An 18,379-nucleotide genomic window follows, 5' to 3' on the forward strand; every position below is an offset into this window, starting at 1 on the left:
GATAAAGTGCGATCACCGGGCGAACTCCGTCCGGGAGCTGCCTGCGGGCAGCTTTGTCTTCGGCAGATGATGTGAATAACTGGTGACAAGTTGGTTGCGATGAAGTGGGATGTGACTGAGCGAAAGGGTCTTTCGAGCGTGCTGGCAGCAGGGTTGCTGGGCGTTATTGGTCTGTTCTTGTCGCCGACAAGTGTGCAGGCCCAATCGTGTCCCAATCCGAATATCTCGATTCAGCATTCGAGCGCCAATAGCTACTGCGAATTCTGTGGCGACGGTCAGGTGTCACTGACGATCTCCAACGATACCAACAACGGCCCGGGCAATAATGCGGGTCAGGCTATCTCCGGCATCGTTCTGCGCGAAGATCTCGGTCAGCTTGCCAGTGTTATGCGCTATGTGCCGAACAGTGCCCAGGTTAGCGGCGTGGGTCAGGTGGAGCCTGTTGTGTCGGGGAGTGTCCTGACATGGGATCTCGGCACGGGTGTCACAGTTGACCGGACTAATTCGATTACGGTCACCTTTGATCTGGAGCATCTTCCCAGTCAGCAGGAAGAGTTGCTTGGACTGGCCAATCGAAATCTCTCTGCGAGTATCGACTATGACTATCTGAACTGTGGCACTGGTGCTACCCCCGATAGCGATGCTGCGCCAAGCTTTTCGCTCCCTCTACGCGAGCCAGTCCCGAATCTGCAAAAGCGCGGTCGTAATCGCGATGCCAATCAGACCAACTGGACGCAAACGATCTACGGCAATACGAATGACGATATTGTCTGGCGTATCCGGGTTCGAAATAACGGTAATGCCGCGCTCCAGGATGTTCGTTTCGACGAAATGATGGACGATCCCAATGTCCGGATCTCCCACGCCTGTGCGTCACAGGGCAGTGCTTTCAGTATTGCTGATAATGATGGCTCGGGTAGCTTTGGTGACTGTACCAGTGCTTCCAACACGATGAATAATTGGGAAATGGAGCCTCCTTTCAGCAATGGCGGTACCGACGCCAATGGTGCGTCCATTGATGTTGCTGCTGGAGCAAACGAATTTATTTATCTTGTGGGCAAGGTCAACAGCTCCTGTACTAACGGTACCAACACTGTGGATGACTTCCAGTGGGGGTGTGAGATTGACGGTGATACCGGTGTTGGGGGAATTTCCAGTTCTTCAACCGGCACAAGCCCCAGTGCCTCCGCGACCATGAGCACGGTGGCCAACGGTGAACTCGACATCGTCCGCGAAATCACCGGTGTTAACACCAGTCAACCGCTAGGTGCACGAGGGTATGTCACCCTGACCATTACCAACCTCACCGGTGGCTCCGTAAAAGATGTCAGCTTCGTTAACGATTTGCCTCCGGAGTATGTTGTTGATACCACCTTCGACCCCGTCATTCTCTCCACAGATCGGGGGGTTGGCCACAATGCCAATTACAACGCGTCCTACGACGGAATGGTCGATACCCTGGAGTGGCGCGTAGGCGCAAATTGGAATCAGTGGGATGTCGACCCTCTGCTGAACAATGCACCAGAGTTTCGCTTGCGGAGTTCTTCGCCACACCCTCTCTACGCTGACCAGGAAAATATGCTGCGGCATGGTGACCGTATCCAGATTCGTTTCCGGATCGTTACCGTAGAGCCAGGCTTCTATGACAAGGTGGCTAATCTGGACGTTGAAGCGGAGTCCCCGGGTGATGGTACCGACCCCGACAGTAACTTCCGCTTGTCGACCGACAATGTGCTGACTCTGGAATCGACTGACTTTTGTAGTGGTACCCGGCCCCAGCAGGTTGAAACTGACGGGGTGACGCCGGATCCGGAAGATCTGGATATTTCAACGGTATACCCGCTGTACATTATCCGTGATGACGGTGAGTCCCCGTTAACGGTGGATATCACCAATAACGGAGGTCACGACGCTGAAGACTACTTTGCCTACATCACGTTTGGTGAAGCCATGACGGTGGTCAGTAACGATAGCAGTTGTGTTGCCGTTACCAGGCCGCTCGAACACCCCCTCTGGAATGATCCAGCTTATATCCCTGACTCTGCCAGTGTATATCGTTGTAACGCGGCCGGTATGGGAACTATTGCTCCGGGAGCAACCTCCCGGGTGATTTTTCAGGTCCGGAAAAATCATAGCGCGGTTGATGATGACCTTACCTTTCGTGCCGATGTTGTTGGTGAAATTACCCTGAGCGATAGCTCTAGACTGACATTTCCCGCACCGGCAGATCTTGCCGGTACTCCCGGTACCAATCCGGGCCTGCAATTGGCAAATAACTATACCCTGGATGCTTTTCGGGCCAAAGTGCTGGGCTTCAACCTGAAAAAACGGCTGAGTGGCCAGTGCACTGAATTGAATGAGCCGGGTTTTGCCAATACCGATGTCGTGGTAGGTGAGGAGTGTAAGGTCGAGATCCAAGCGGGTGGCTGGTTTGGGTTCCAGACGCCTGGCTACACCCTGATCGAGGTCAACAGTATTACCTTTGGTGACGACCTACCCGATGGCCAGGGTTATATCGACGATAATCGCTTGCAGTGCATGGATGTCACACTGCCTGACCCGCTCTCCAACTGTGTCGAAATCGGTAACACGACATCCGCAGGTGGTATTGGTACTCCGCTCAGCGAAGTGGACCCACAGTGGATCGTCAATGATCCCATTAGTGTGCGCGATCGCTGGTTTCTGACGGATCTGACAACCCGGATCCTCAATGACAGCGAAGATTCTGTCGGCGGCCCCAACCAACATGGCCTCACTACAACCGATTATGCGCGCACGTTTTTTACTGCTGTATTCCAGCTGGAAGACGGCAGTCAGGTACCGGTGGACGTTGATAATGCCCTGGGTGTCCCGGCCAATATTCCTGGCTTCCCGCCACAGGCGGACTGGCAAGTGGATCTTCGTATTACCGAGCCCCAATTGGAGGTTGTGAAGGAGGTCTGTAACGAGGCGCTGTATGGCTGTGACCCAGATGCTGCCCAGGGTACTTCCGGTTGGACCGATCTGACCGATGAGGGGCACCGGGATCAGACTTACCTGTTTCGTTTAATCATTGCCAACAGAACGGATGACAACGGTGCAGTTCGTGCACCGGCTTATGACGTGGTGGTGACGGACACTCTCGATCCTTCCGGGCAGATGTGCGTCAGACCTTTTGATGCTGACGGCCTCGACAATGATGGAGACAGCAGTGTAGATGAAGGCATTGCCCTCGAGGGGTTGGTTGGTACCGCTGCCGGTCTGGATGACTACGATATCGCGACCCACTGTCAGGAAGGTGGTACATCCGCGGTACTCACTTTCTCTTTTGAGCACACTGCCGCCCTGGAGCGGATCGATGCGGGAGAATCTGTCACTGCGTTGTACCGGGTTAAACCACACGAGAGCGTTGCACCGCAGCAGGTGTTTACTAATCGCGTAGAAGTGACTGCATATGACAGTCTGTCGGGAGAGACTGGTAATCAGACTGCCCCTCTGGTGGGGAATGATAATGACCCACGAACGCTTTTTGCGGATGCCCCTCGGATTGGTGGTGCGCGAATTTATGGGGAAAAACCGTCTGATACAGCTCAAATGCGCATTATTGAAGTCCAGGCGTTACCTAAAACGGCACTGGCGCTGTCCAATGGTACTGTGCAGAGCGATCCCATGAACGGTCCCAACAGGGATCAAATGGTTGTCGGGGAAGAAATCCGCTATCAACTGACGGCCCAGATTCCTGCGGCAAAGTTGCGTAGCTTTGTTATACGCGATGAGCTGCCGGCGGGCATGCGTTGTGTCGAGGCGCCAATGGTTGACCTCGACGCGCCGCCGTTTGATGTGGCTGGCATTATGCCCGGTGGCACGGTTACCCCGACCTGTACCAGCAACGGCACAGCAGACTTTGTTGAATGGGATTTCGGCGACCGGGAACTGACAATGGTAGCCGGAAGCCTGTTCGACTTTCCGGTGGAATTCATCGCGCGGCTGGAGAACAGCGCGAATACCAATCATGGGGACGTGCTAGTCAATGGTGGTACGGGCACAACGGCCCAGCTTACCTACGTCGATGAGTCTGGTAGTACGGTAATCCGTGAATTTGGCGCCCATGAGGTTGAAGTGCTGGAGCCGGAAATTGCCCTGACACTTGCACTGTCAGAATCAGCCGCAGATGCTGATGATATTCTGACGGTGACAGTTTCTGCGACAAATAACGGCGCGGCCACTGCGTATGATTTGCGTGTATTGAATGACCTGACGGCAACAAAGTTCCGATACGTGGAAGGCAGCGCGGTGGGGGTCGATCAAGTTGACTTCCTTGGGGGTGATACTAACGCGCCGATTTTTCGATGGAATCGTGTCGATGCGACACCATACGAATTGGCAGCGGGTGCAGGACCGGTTCAGTTTACTTTCGATATCCGGGTTGTAGGTACAGCAGACAGCGAAGATGTTGAGCCGCTCGAAGAGCTGCAAAATTCAATTGACGCTCGCTGGCAGTCGTTGGCAGGACGCGATATTGCATTGAATTCCGGAGGTGAAATTGGTGAAGATGGCGTTGCCGACGGCATGCGTATCGGTGTGCTCCCCAATAGTGACCCGTCCGATATTCTGAACGACTATGAGAGTACCGCTACGAGTTCTGTCTCTGTACCGGGGCTGGTATTTACGAAAAATGATACCAGTACGGCGGTGCTGCCGACGATAGGCGCGCACAAGACATTTTCTCTTGTTGTCGATTTGCCCGAGGGCGTAACCAATGACCTGCAGATTTCCGATGAACTTGCGGCCGGGGGCACCAGCTACCTTCTGGCGCGGGATGCGAACTACGGCCTGAGTTGCAGCAGTAACGATCCGGGACTGATGGTCAACGGTGTGGCGCTGGCAGCAGACTGTAGCAACTTCTCCGGGCTGCCCGTCGATGCTTCCAGTGGAACCATTACCTGGGATATTGGCAGCGTTGCCACAGGGACCGAGAATGATACAGCGGCGGACAATCTTCAGCCGCGTTTAACGATTACCTACGTTGCGCGTGTAGACAACGAAACGGTGTCGACGAATGCTGGTGACACCCTGCAGAACGCTGCTGACCTTGCGTATCGATCCGGGCCCGATGCTGCGGGTAATGCCGCAGTGCAAACGTTGAGCGACGCCACCACTGCAGTGACCGCCGTCGAGCCACAGCTGGAAATCAGCAAGACGGTCACCGATGCTGTAGGTAACCCTGTAACCATTGCTCAGGGCGGTGACCTTCTACGCTACGAGGTTACGGTTACACATAGTGGTACCTCGACTGCGGATGCGTTCGATCTGAATATTGTCGATATTCTCCCTCCGGAATTACGTTTCAATAGTGACGTTACTCCACTGCTAACCATCAACGGATCTCCGGTGACCGGCTTCGATGTGACTCCCGCCGGTGACCCGTCTGGTCCGCTGACCTGGGGGCGCGATAGCGGCAGTAATCTGCTTGATCTGCCGCAGGGTCAGGTCCTGCAGCTGGTTTTCCAGGTCGACGTGGTATCTGCCTTTGGCCAGCCGGTAGTGAATGACGTGGCTGTCGACTGGACTTCCCTCGATGACTCGGAGACCGATGACACCGCCTACGAACGTCATGGTCTGGGCTGCCCGGCGACAACCAATCCGAATGACTATTGTGCGACTGCCTCTGTGCAGGTGAACAGCGAAGACAGCACTGGTCTGGAAAAGCTATTCATTGAAGACAGCTTTGTTCCTGTGGACGACGCCACACTACGAGTTGGTGACACTGCCACTTACCAGTTGCGCCTGAATCTACAACCAGGCACCACCAACGCAGTATCGGTTACCGACGTTCTGCCAACTGGCCTGACTCTGCAATCCTTTACAGTGGATGATGCCGCTGGCGGTTACAGCTTTGCCATCAACAGTCAACCGACAGCCGGTGATGTCAATGCACTGGTGTGGGATCTGGGCGATGTCACCAGAGAGTTGGGCACTGTCGACCCGCTGGTGATTGAGTATGTGGTGCGTGTGACCGAAGATACGGGTATACCGCATCAAGCAACGACTCCGCTCACCAACACGGCTACTCTGGCCTACGAGGATGCCGCAGGTAACCCGCCCACAGATCCGGCAGTGCTGGCGCGTCTCGAGAGTAGTACGGTCATCACGGTGGCCCAGCCAGTCGTTGACAACCTGATCAAGAGTGATCGGGACGGACGCCCAACCCCATACCTGGTTATGGATCTTACTGGGGACATCATGCGTTTCCAGCTTGAGGCCTGCAATGTCGGGGGCGCGCCTGCCTATGGTCTTCGACTCACCGATGATCTCGCCTGGGAAATGGATGAAACCAGCGTTGCCAATTTGCAGGTCAGCATTGACGGTGTCGCGGTTGATAGCAGTGAGTTTACTTACACCCCGCCCGCCGCCCGCGATGGCAATATGCAGATCGAACTGGACAGGGAAGTTCCTGCGGGTAGTTGTGTCACCGTCGATTACGACATTGGTTTTCACATCGATGTGCCCGGTGACAGTAACTGGCAGAACAGCTTTGTAGTAGATGAGTACTGGTCGCAGCCTCCGGCGGACGCTCAACGGTATGGGCCGGTCAATTTGCCTGCGCCCTACCTGATGGCTACCGCCCCCACCAGTGTGGATCCGCTGCAAAAAATTCTAGTGCTGCCAGCAGATGGTACTGCGGCTATCGGTGAAGAGGTGGTGTATCAGTTGCTGGTGCCTGCCAGTAATACTGCCGCGGCGATCTACGATCTGGAAATCACTGACGTTCTTGATGACAGTCTGGAAGTGGTCCTGGTTCAGGAGCTGAATGGACTGACTCTGACCGACAATTCCGTTGGTAATAGCCTGCGATTATCTCTGGACCTGCTGCCTGCCGGTAGTCAGGCACAGATTGAGATTCGCACACGTGTCGTGAATGAACCTGTTTCGCAACAGGGACACGGTGTTATCAATCAGGCTAGCTATACCTACGCCGCCACGGATGGGGGATCGGCGGTAGATGGTGGTAGTGGCTCGGCAGAGCCCCTTACGATCGTCGAGCCGCAATTGGCCCTGACGAAAAGTCTTGATAATCAGACTAATCCCGGGGTGGCGCCGGACGCGGGTGACATCCTGCGCGTGACGCTGGATATGGCGGAAATTGCCGGTGCCACGGATGCGTTTGACTTGAGTGTGGCAGAGCAGCTTTCTAGTGGCATGGTTTATATCTCCGGCAGTGCGACCTTCGCCGGTGTATCGATTGCGGATCCGGTTGTCACCGGCGATGGTGTGGCTACCGAGCAACGCCTGCAATGGGAGGTCAGTGATCAAAATCTGGATATTGCTGCAGGCGCCAGTGCTGCGCTGGTCTATGACGTATTGGTACTCGATAGTGCGCTCGCAGCTGCTGTGCTGTCGGCAAATAGCCAGATTGAGTGGACAAGTCTTGACGATGACAACACAGGACCTTTCGAGCGGAACGGCTCCGATGGAACGGGCGGTCTCAACGACTATGTTCTTTTGGGTGCGGTGCAGCAGACCATAGCGAATAGCACCACCCTACGAAAAACGCGTCTTGCTGATAGTTTCGTGGATACCGATCCGCAACTTCGAGTTGGTGACCTCGTTGACTACGAAGTACGCCTTAGTCTGCAGGAAGGCGCCCACCCGAACGCGGTGGTGACGGATTTATTACCGCAGGGAATGGTTTTTGAAAAAACCCTTTCGATTCATGGAGTCGCTAATGCGCCTTTCGCTGCAACTGCACCGTTCATACATGCGGAAATTGCGGAAGCTATACCATCCGGCGACCCCGTGGCCGGGCCGACCACTGTTAGCTGGAATATTGTTGACCTGGTTAATGCCGGCGACAACGACAGTGCCAATAATGACTTTGTTATTCACTATCGTGCACGAGTACTCAATCAGGACGCGAACCCCTGGCCAGCAGCGAACACCCCGCTGACGAATAGTGTCGACTTTGTTTTCGATATCGCTACCGGCCCGGTGTCACTCAACAGCAGCCAGACTCTCGACCTGTTGCAACCAGAGCTAGCATTGGTACTGAGTGCAAGCCCGGCCGATGGCAGCACCTTGACGCCGGGTCAGGTTATCGATTACTCGGTAATCGTTAGCAACACCGGTGCGGCCCCGGCTTATGATCCGGTTCTGCGGGATGTGATTCCCGTTGGCCTGCGTATGGCGGGTGTAAGCGTCGAATCGCTGACGGTTAACGGTGCGGCAGTTGGGATTATCGACCCGGACTATGATGTCGCGACCGGCGAGGTCGTATGGGATTTTGGTGCTGGTACCGGGTACGCCATCCTGCCGGGACAGACTCTGGAAATGACTTATCGTGTTCAGGCAGACAGTAATCTGGCTGCGGGTCTGTTATTGCAGAATGCTGCACAGGTACAGGTTTACTACTCACTCGATGACGATGACTTATCCTCGCTAGGCGACAGTAGTGTTTCTATCGATATGCGGGAGGATTATGGTCCCTCCGCGCCGCAGGCTGTGCAGTTCAATACTCCCAGCGCGGCGGATCTGCTTATCGAAAATACACAGCCGACGGCTTCAATCGGTGAGCCATTCCGCTATCGCGTTACCATTCCCGGTACACCACAGAACGCCTCGCTCAATGATGTTGAGGTACTACTGAACCTTGCAGGCGCCGCTGCCGACCTGGTGTTTGTAGATGCGGTTAAAGTGTCAGGTAGTGCGGACTTTACGCCCACTAACAGCGGTGATGAGTCTGTCCTGGTGATTGGTGACGGTACCAATGGCATCGATATTCCAGCAAATGAACAGGTGGTGGTTGATATCACCGTGCGCCTGCGTGATACCGATCCGCCGAATGTCGATGGTCTGCTGTTTAGCAATAGTGCCAGCTACCGTTACAACTTCCATGACGATGATGCCGCAGGTGGGCAGGGCACAGGTGGTGGCAATACCACTTCCGACATGCAAGTCGTCGAGCCTACCCGCCTGACCCTGACCAAGACTGGCCCGGTAACCGTTCAGTCCGGCTTGCCTGGCAGCTTCCAACTGGATTTGCACAATACCGGTATGGGCCCGGCCTGGGATCTCCACGTCATCGACCTGTTGCCGGATACAGATCCCGGCGGCATGTGTGAAACCGCTCCGGAAAATTTTGCTGCTGCCATTGTCGATAGTGGTGGCAACCCGGTAGCGACGCTGGCGATCGACAGTGACTTTACAGTGGTGTTTACAGAGGGTACTTGCCAGCTGGAGATTACTACTGCCGGGGCTGCTGCCATGCTGCCAGCAGATCACCATTTGCTCGTGACGTACGATGCGTATCTGGATGCGGATACGGTGGATGGCAGTTCGCTGACTAATATCGCTGGCGTTGATGTTTGGTTCAGCTGGGATAGTAACGGTCCGGATGCACGTCAATACACCCGTCCGCAGCCGGTAGATGGTACACCGGGTACACTCGACCACGAAGATGTTTATACGACGACGGCGGCAGTTCCCAATGTCGCGTTCTATAAATCGGTTGCCAATGTCACGACGGCGCAAGACCCGGGCGTTTTGGCGAGTCCTGCAGATGTCCTGCAATACACACTGACGCTACGTAATCTCAGTGACCTTGATATCGATGGCATTGTGGTTTCTGACGAACTTGGCAGACTGAACAGCTTGCCGTTATTTGAGACCGGAACGTTACAGGTAACCAGTGTTCCGGATACGGCTGGCGTTACCATCGATCCGATGGGCGGCGTACATGGTAGTGGTCTGCTGAATCTCGATAACTTGCAGCTCGGTGCAACCGGTTCCGGTAGCGAAGAGATTCAGATTGTTTACCAGATTGCTCTGGCGAATGTGATTGACAGCGATACCGTGATTCTGAATCAGGCGCAAGCGCAGTTGCCGGGTCAGTTGCCGCTCGACAGTGACGATCCAAATATCAATGGTGCCGATGATCCGCAGCTGAGCGGCGATGAAGATCCAACAGCAATAACGGTGCAATCAGCACCAGAAATTGTCGTTGAGAAGCTTTCTGAAGATCTCACGAATGATCCGGAGCTGCTGTTGGCCGGGGATACCCTGCGCTACACGATCATAATCGACAACGTCGGTAGTGAGAATGCGGTGCAGACAATTCTTCGAGATCAGGTACCGGCCAATACAACTTATGTTGCGGGCTCGACTCTGCTGAACGGTGAGTCGGTTGCCGATGTTGATGGCACATCGCCGTTGACTGCTGGTTTGGAGCTCCAGTCCGTTGATGCAAGCGAAGGCGAATTGGTGGCTGACCCTGCAGGGGGAGGTGCCGGCATTGCCACGATTACCTTCGATGTAACGATCAATGACGTCAGTGACGGAACTCTGATTTCCAACCAGGCGTACCTCAATGGCGCGGGTGCCGGTAGTGGAGACTTTACGGAAGTACTGTCTGATGACCCGACAACCGAGGCACCGAATGATCCCACGGTTGATGTTGTCGGTGATGTTCCATTGCTGATCGTGCACAAGACCGTTGAGATCGCAGTGGATAATGTTTCCGCCGGTGTCGTCGACCCTGAAGATACCCTCCGTTACACGATCCAGATCACCAACAATGGCGGCATTGATGCAACGTTGGCTGAGTTGCTCGACCAGGTGCCAGCTAATACCACTTATGTTGCGAACAGTACGACCCTGAATGGTTTTGCCATTGACGACAATACCGGTGGTACGTCGCCTCTGGACAGCGGAATGCCGGTATCGTCGGATAATCTGACGCCGCCTCTGCCTGGTGCTGCTGAAGGCATTTTGAGTTCCGGTGAGTCTGCAACGATTACCTTTGATGTGATGATTGACGCAGATACTCCGCGGGGAACGATCATCAGTAATCAGGGCAGCCTCTCAACGATGGAGGTGCCTGCCACGTTGACCGATGCCGATGGAGATCCTTCTAATGGTGCACAGCCAACCGAAGTTGTCGTTGGTGATGCACAACAGCTGTCGATCATCAAAGAAGTTTCTGTTGTTGGCGGTGGCGCGGCGGAAGCGGGTGCGACACTGGAGTATCTGGTAACGATTACCAATATCAGTGCTGTGCCGGTGAACATGGCTGTGATCATTGATGATCTGTTGGTTGCTGGCGATGGGGTACTCACCTATGTCGCCGATTCGGCCCAGCTGAATGGATTGACAGACGGTATTCTGGTGACTGGCAGTGTCATTACCGCTGACATCGGCGCTACCTACGGGGAGCTGATGCCAGGGGCGGAGGCGACCCTGCGTTTCCAGGCGATACTCGCGGAAAATCTTGCCATTGGTTATACGGTGCTCAATACCGCGATTGTGGAGTGGAATGATCCACTGCAGAGCGCAGAGGCCTCTGTTTCTATTGATGTTGGTGGCACACCTGGTATTGCCAATCTGGGAGGATACCTCTGGCAGGATGTGAACTTCAGTCGTACGTTGGATGGGCAGGAACCGGCGTTGCAGGAGTGGAGCGTAGAGCTGTATCTCGGCAACACTCTGCTCGAAATCGTCCAAAGCGATAGCGATGGCTATTTCCAGTTTAATGGGCTTCTGCCCAATATGTCGGGAATGACCCCCGCCGACGGGGAGCAAGCGTATTGGTTGCGTTTTTCTGCGCCTAATGCCGGCGCAAATACCGCTGCTCTGGGATATGCGGATTCTGACTATGAAAATGCGCCTCAGGCAATTCGCGAGATTTTCGTCGGGTCCGGAGCCAATCTGCAAGCTCTGAACCTTCCCATAGCGCCTAACGGCGTGGTTTATGACTCGGTGCTGCGTGCTCCCGTTGCTGGTGCAATATTGACAATGGTTCGAGCATCTTCTGGCACGGAGCTCCCGGGCAACTGCTTCGATGACGACAAGCAGCAGCATCAGGTGACGCTTGCAAGTGGTCATTATCGTTTCGACATTAATTTCAGCAGCGCTGCATGTCCCGCCAACGCGGACTACTTGATTCAGGTAGAGATGCCTGGTGAGAACTATGTGGCGGGCCCTTCGGCCATTATTCCGCCGCAAACGGATGGCTCTAGTGCCGGCTTTGACGTTGCGGCCTGCATCGGCAGCGCGGCTGATGCGGTGCCCGCGACGGCAGATCATTGTGAAGCGCAGTCTTCTTCCTCTCCGCCACCGGTGAGTGTCGCCGCACGGGATTTGACCACCGACTACTATTTGCGTCTGACGCTGAGCGACCAACAGTTACCTCGAGACAGTCAGCTGTTTAATAACCATATTGCCGTGGATCCGGAGCTCGAAGGTGCGTTGTCGATCACCAAGACCGCGGCGATGTTGAATGTGACACGTAGCCAGTTGGTCCCATACACCATTACTTTTGGCAATACGCTTCCTGTTCCGCTGACAGATCTGCGTTTGGTGGATTTCTTCCCGGCAGGTTTTAAATACATCGCTGGTTCCGCTCGCATTGACGGAGAGGCGATTGAGCCTGAGATCAATGGTTTGCAGTTACGCTGGAGTGATTTGCGTGTAGAGGCAGAACAGAGACGAAAGTTGCAGCTACTACTGGTCGTTGGATCGGGTGTCGGAGAAGGTGAATATGTCAATAGGGCGCGGTTGTTCAATGGCCTATCCGGGCAGCAGGCTTCGGGTGAGGCTGCTGCGACAGTACGCGTGGTACCGGACCCGACCTTCGACTGTACCGATGTGATTGGCAAAGTATTTGATGATCGCAATATGAATGGCTACCAGGACCGTGGTGAGGGTGGGGTTCCCGGTGCGCGGGTGGTCAGTGCCACTGGCCTGAACGCCACCACCGATGCTCATGGCCGTTTCCATATTACCTGTGCCGTAGTGCCCAACCAGGATCGCGGCTCCAACTTCGTGTTGAAGCTTGACGATCGCAGCCTGCCCAGCGGTTATCGCCTGACGACGGAGAACCCGCGTGTTCAGCGGGCAACCCGAGGCAAGATGATCGAGTTCAATTTTGGTGCCGGTCTGCATCGGGTCGTGCGTCTGGATCTTGCCGAGGCAGTATTCGAACCCGGTACTACCGAGCTGAGGCCGCAGTGGCAATCGAGGCTTGGGTTACTGCAGGAAAAATTGCGAGAGGCGCCCTCGGTATTGCGACTCTCCTACCTGGCAGAAATTGAATCTCCCGAACTGGTGGACCGGCGCCTGCAGGCGATCAAGTCCAAGATAGCCGAGGCCTGGCTGGTATCGGGAGATAACTACGAACTGACCATAGAAACTGAAATATTCTGGCGACGCGGTGCGCCGCCCAGAAAAGGGGGATGGGAGTAATGTCCTCTAAGTTGAACAGGCGTTTTCCTGCCGCGATGACGCCCCTGGCGCGTGCCATTGCAATTTCGATCTTTGGCCTTGTGCCCACCCTGTCGATCGCTGACGACACCGAAAATGCGGCGGAGAGCACTGCGCCCTGGTGGCAGGTGTGGGGCCAGATTCCGGGACTCAATGTCGGTGAAGAGACACCGCAGGGACTTACCGAACTGCCGGTGGGTACCAACACCGAAGCGATGTTGCTGGGGCAGCCGCGACGCCAGTGGCGCCAGGATGCAACCTTCTTTTCCGAAGCACTTGCCCCGGTCGTGATCGAGCAATTTATCGATCCGCTGTACTACACCTTGCCACAGGACGCAGTTTCGCCTGAAGCGCTACAGCAGCTCGCTGCAAACCTGGAAGCTCTTGGCGAAATCTACAATGTCCGTGTGCACGTCATCGGCCACACAGACGCCGGTGAGATGACGCCGGAAGGGCTAGACGATTATGGGGATCGCGAAACACTCTCGAGTGCTCGTGCCGAGATAGTGGCAGAGGCCATCCGTGCGGCACTAGAGTTGCCCGCTGAGTCGGTGACATTCGAGGGACGCGGCGAAGCCGAGCCACTCGCCGACAACATTACCCAGACCGGTCGAGCCCTGAATCGCCGCGTCGAAGTGCAGCTCACCTATGAGGAGCTCGACGAGGACGCGCAGGCCGAACTGGTGCGTCAGCAGGCGCTGCAATTGAACCGTGTTCAGGTGTGTCGTCAGGAAACCGTATGTCGCCTGAATTACACCAATGGGAGTGAGCAACGGGCACGCCTGAAGAACCTGGTCACGCCGTTGCGCCAGGTCCCGGGCCAGGCAGCCGTGCCGCAGGAGTTTATTCGCCGAATCGCCGAGGTGCGTGCGAATCTGGCGGACAAGGGCAATCTTGTGATGCACTTCGTCGGCCACAGTGCGGCGCTGCCCGGTGCCGAGGATAGCGAGCAAGTACAGCAGCGCTCTGCAGCGGATGCTCGCCGTGTCGCTTTGGCAGTCCGCGACGCCTTGCGATTACCCGATCTTGCGGTGACCAGCGTCGGAAAGGGGAGCGCGCAACCGCTGGCTGGAAATGACACCGGCAAGGGCCGGGCGCTGAACAGTCGGGTAGAGGTGGAGTTCTGGTACGACGACCCGATGGAGTCAGCGGGGCATGGCGTTCAGGCGTGCCCGGAGAGCGCTGCCGCGGAGACGATGACGGTCTCCCACGAGTCGCCAACCGGAGCGCTTCCGGTGCTGCGTTTTGCCGATGGCAAACCTCAGGTTTCAGAGGCGCAGTTGATGCAGATCCGCAATGTGATGGCGGAGGTTTCGGGCAAGGCCAACGTGCGCCTGGGCTTTGTCGGTTATACCGATAATGTCGCCCTGGAGCGCCGTGAAGCCATGGTCTACCAGGATGATATTGGCCTGTCGCGCTCGCGCGCGCGTCGCGCCATGGAACTGGTACAGCAGCGCCTCGGTCTCGATGCGGCGCAGGTAGAGTTTATCGGTCGCGGCCATGTGCAGAGCGAGAGTGTGGTTGCCAGCGGTTTCCTGAATAGCGGCGAGGCCAGGGTCGAAGTTGAAGTGCTGTATGACGAACTCGCGATTCTGGCCGAGAGAGATGACGTAGAGATTGAGCGTATAGAGCGCGAAGCGCAAACGAATAACCCCTATGCGCTCAACCTGATGCGAATTACCGTTGACGGCAGTCCGGAATACGATCCTTACAAGAATTCTGCCGACCTGCAGCGCTGCACCGATGTCGCGCTGGAGCAGGCCAATATCCAGTTCCGCTTCGACAACCAGAAAATGCAGCCACGCCTGAATGTCAGTGCCTGGCCCACTACGATTCGCTACGCGGATGATATTCAAACCGAGTTTGATGACAGTCGCGTTTTCTTCAAGAGTCACAGTAATTACCCCGCGTTTATTGAGAAGGCGGAAGTCCGCCTGTTCGAGGAAGACCAGTCGACACGGGATACGCCGCTCGCGGTTGTCGCGCTCGATGCCAATGGAGAGGCAAGCTGGAGTGCGGATCTGGAGGCTTTTCAGGCACCGCTGAAAAAGTTGCAGTATGTGCTGCGAGTTTATGACGCCGAGGGGCGCTACGATGAGACCCGTGCGCAGGACCTTTGGTTGGTGGATCGGGTCGAGTTGTCCCCCGAGCAAAGCCAGGCGGCGCGGGAGCTGCTTGTCGGCTATGGGGAAAACCGTTTGGCCCGACAGGCGATTCCGTTGCGTGGCAATTCTGTGCTGGTAAACGGTGCCCAGGTCCCCGCGGGACACAGTGTCTGGCTGGCAGGCCAGGCAGTGCCGGTGAATGAGAGCGGAGATTTTGTTGCCGAGCAGATCCTCGACAAAGGACTGCATACCGTTGAGGTGGCATTACTGGATCAAGAGGGGAATGGCGAGTTATTCCTGCGCGATGTGCGCTTCCGGAATGATGACTGGTTTACCGTGGGTATCGCGGATCTCACCATTGCTGCGGACGACACCAATGGCCCGGCGGCGCTGGTGACCGGTGACGAAAGCCATTATGACAACTCGGTCAGCTACGATGGGCGGCTGGCGTTCTACACCAGTGGTTCTTTCGGTGATGGCTGGCGCTTGGCCGCCAGCGCGGATACCCGTGAGGGGCCGGTGGATGAGTTGTTTTCCAATTTTATGGAAAAAACACCGGAAGCGCTGTTCCGTCGTCTGGACTCTGATCTTTACTACCCGACGTTTGGTGACGATTCCACCGTCGTCGAAGAAGCGCCGACGTCGGGCAAGTTCTATATCAAGCTGTCCAATTACGATGATTATGGGATGTGGGGCAATTTTAAGGCCGCATATACCGATAATGAGCTGGCCCATATCGACCGCGCCTTGTACGGCGCCAATGGCCACTTCGAGTCCGATGCGGTCACCAGTTTTGGTGAGAAGCGTTTCCAGGTCGACGGTTTCAGTGCGGAACCGGGAACCATTGCCGGACGCGATGAATTCCGTGGGACAGGCGGGTCACTGTATTTCCTGCGACACCAGGATATTTTGACCGGCTCCGAACGCCTGCGTGTGGAGGTGCGTGACAAGGATTCCGGCCTCGTGCTGGGGGTGCGCAACCTGACGCCGGTGATCGATTACGATGTGGACTACATCCAGGGGCGGGTTTTGCTCAACCGACCGCTATCGGCAATCGCCAACGATAACCTGCTCATTCAGGATGGTTCTTACAACGGTAATCCACAGTTTCTGGTTGCGCGCTATGAATACTCGCCGGGTTTCCGCGAGATGGACACGCTGGCAGTCGGTGGTCGTGCGCACTACTGGATTGGCGATCATGTAAAAGTGGGCGTCAGTGGAACGCGTCAGGACGAGGAAGATAGCGAGTCGTCCCTGCAGGGTGTGGACCTCACACTCCGTATGAGTGCCGGCAGCTGGGTGAAGGTCGAGTCGGCAGCCAGTGAGGGAGGGAACCTTGATAGCATTACCTCTTATGACGGCGGCTTTAGTTTCGACCAGCAAATGCCCCTGCCAGATCCCAATGCCAGTGCCGGGGCATCGCGTATTGAAGGCAGTCTGCAGCTGAATGACTTTTTCGACGGTGTGGCAGGCAGCGGTACTTTCTACCATCAGCAGCGGGAAGCGGGCTTTGCCGCGCCCGGTCAACTGGTGCTGGGAGAAACTGTGCAGTCCGGGGCCAGCGTCAACTTGCCGGTTGGTGAAAGTTTTGATGTCAGCCTGAAGGCGGATACCAACGAGCGCGAGTATGGGCTGCAGACCAGTGCACTGGATGTGGCCGTTGGTTACCGTATTAACGATCGCTGGCGGGTGACCAGTGGTACTCGTACCGATACCCGCGAGGACCTTTCCCCGGTGGTTGCGCCCACGCAGACGCAGGGGGATCGGACAGATATGGCGGTGGAGGCCAGTTACGATTCCGGTGCCGACTGGCGAGCCTTTGGCTATGTACAGCAAACGCTGGAGGTGACCGGCACACGCGAAGACAACAATCGGGTGGGATTCGGTGGTGCTTACCGGGTCAGTGATCGCCTCACTCTCGACAGTGAACTCTCCGGTGGGGACACGGGTACCGCCGCTCGACTGGGGTCCGATTTTCTCGTCAGTGATCGCACCAGCCTTTATCTGAATTACACCCTCGATAATGAGCGCAGTGATACCGGCGTGCGTGCGCGTCGCGGGAATATGAGTAGCGGCTTCCGCAGCCGCTATTCCGACAGCCTGAATATCTATGGGGAAGAACGCTATAGCCATGGCGATATTGCCTCGGGCCTGACCCACGCGTTGGGGATGGATCTTGCTCCCAGTGATCGCTGGCACTATGGGGCCTCGCTCGAGGCTGGCAGCCTTGAGGACCCGCGTACCGGGGCGCAGACCGACCGACGTGCCCTTGGCTTTAGCGTTGGGTACAACGCGGACGCGATCCGTGTGTCCTCCGCGCTGGAGTTCCGCAATGACATCATGGAAACGCCTGTCGATAACGAGACTGTCAGTGAAACCGAGCGCGATACCTGGTTGTTAAAGAATACTGCCAGTTACCAGATCAGCCCCGACTGGCGCTTCGTGGGTAAGCTCAATGTTTCTGACAGTCGCAGCTCCCAGGGGCAGTTCTATGATGGGCGCTTCACCGAGGCGGTGATGGGCTATGCCTATCGGCCGGTGGAGAATGATCGACTGAACGCGCTGGCGAAGTACACCTACTTCTATAACGTGCCCACCGCGGGGCAGGTCACCGTGGAAAACACCGCGGCGGAGTTTGTGCAGAAAAGCCATATCTTCTCGGTGGATGCGAACTACGACCTGAGCCGTCGCTGGACGATTGGTGGCAAGTACGCCTATCGACTCGGACAGTTGAGTCAGGACCGGCAGGATCCCGAATTTTTTGATAGCCGCGCGAGCCTGACGGTGTTGCGTGCCGACTGGCATTTTGTGCACAAGTGGGATCTGTTGATCGAGGGCCGTCTGCTGGATCTGCCGGATGCGGGAGACCGCCGTAGCGGTGCCCTGATCGGGGTCTATCGCCAGATGGGGCGGCACTTGAAAATGGGGGCGGGTTATAACTTTACCGACTTCTCCGACGACCTGACCCAGATGGATTACGATAGCCAGGGTTTCTTCATCAACGCGATCGGTAAACTCTGATCCGGCGATGTTCTGCAGGG

At 56.1% G+C, this 18,379-nt stretch carries 2 protein-coding genes; both read left to right on the forward strand.

Features of this window, described 5'->3' with window-relative positions:
- Positions 1-111 precede the first annotated feature (111 nt).
- Complete coding sequence (locus ACXAD0_RS06915; RefSeq protein ID WP_475087638.1) at positions 112-13,215, forward strand: hypothetical protein; 13,104 nt, start codon at positions 112-114, stop codon at positions 13,213-13,215.
- Positions 13,215-18,359: an OmpA family protein gene (locus tag ACXAD0_RS06920; protein ID WP_475087639.1), complete on the forward strand. Its 5,145-nt coding sequence runs from the start codon at positions 13,215-13,217 to the stop codon at positions 18,357-18,359. Before ACXAD0_RS06915 ends, ACXAD0_RS06920 begins: the two co-directional genes overlap by 1 nt.
- The last annotated feature ends 20 nt before the right edge of the window (positions 18,360-18,379 follow it).

It is taken from the genome of Microbulbifer sp. ABF4_148, from assembly GCF_056158985.1.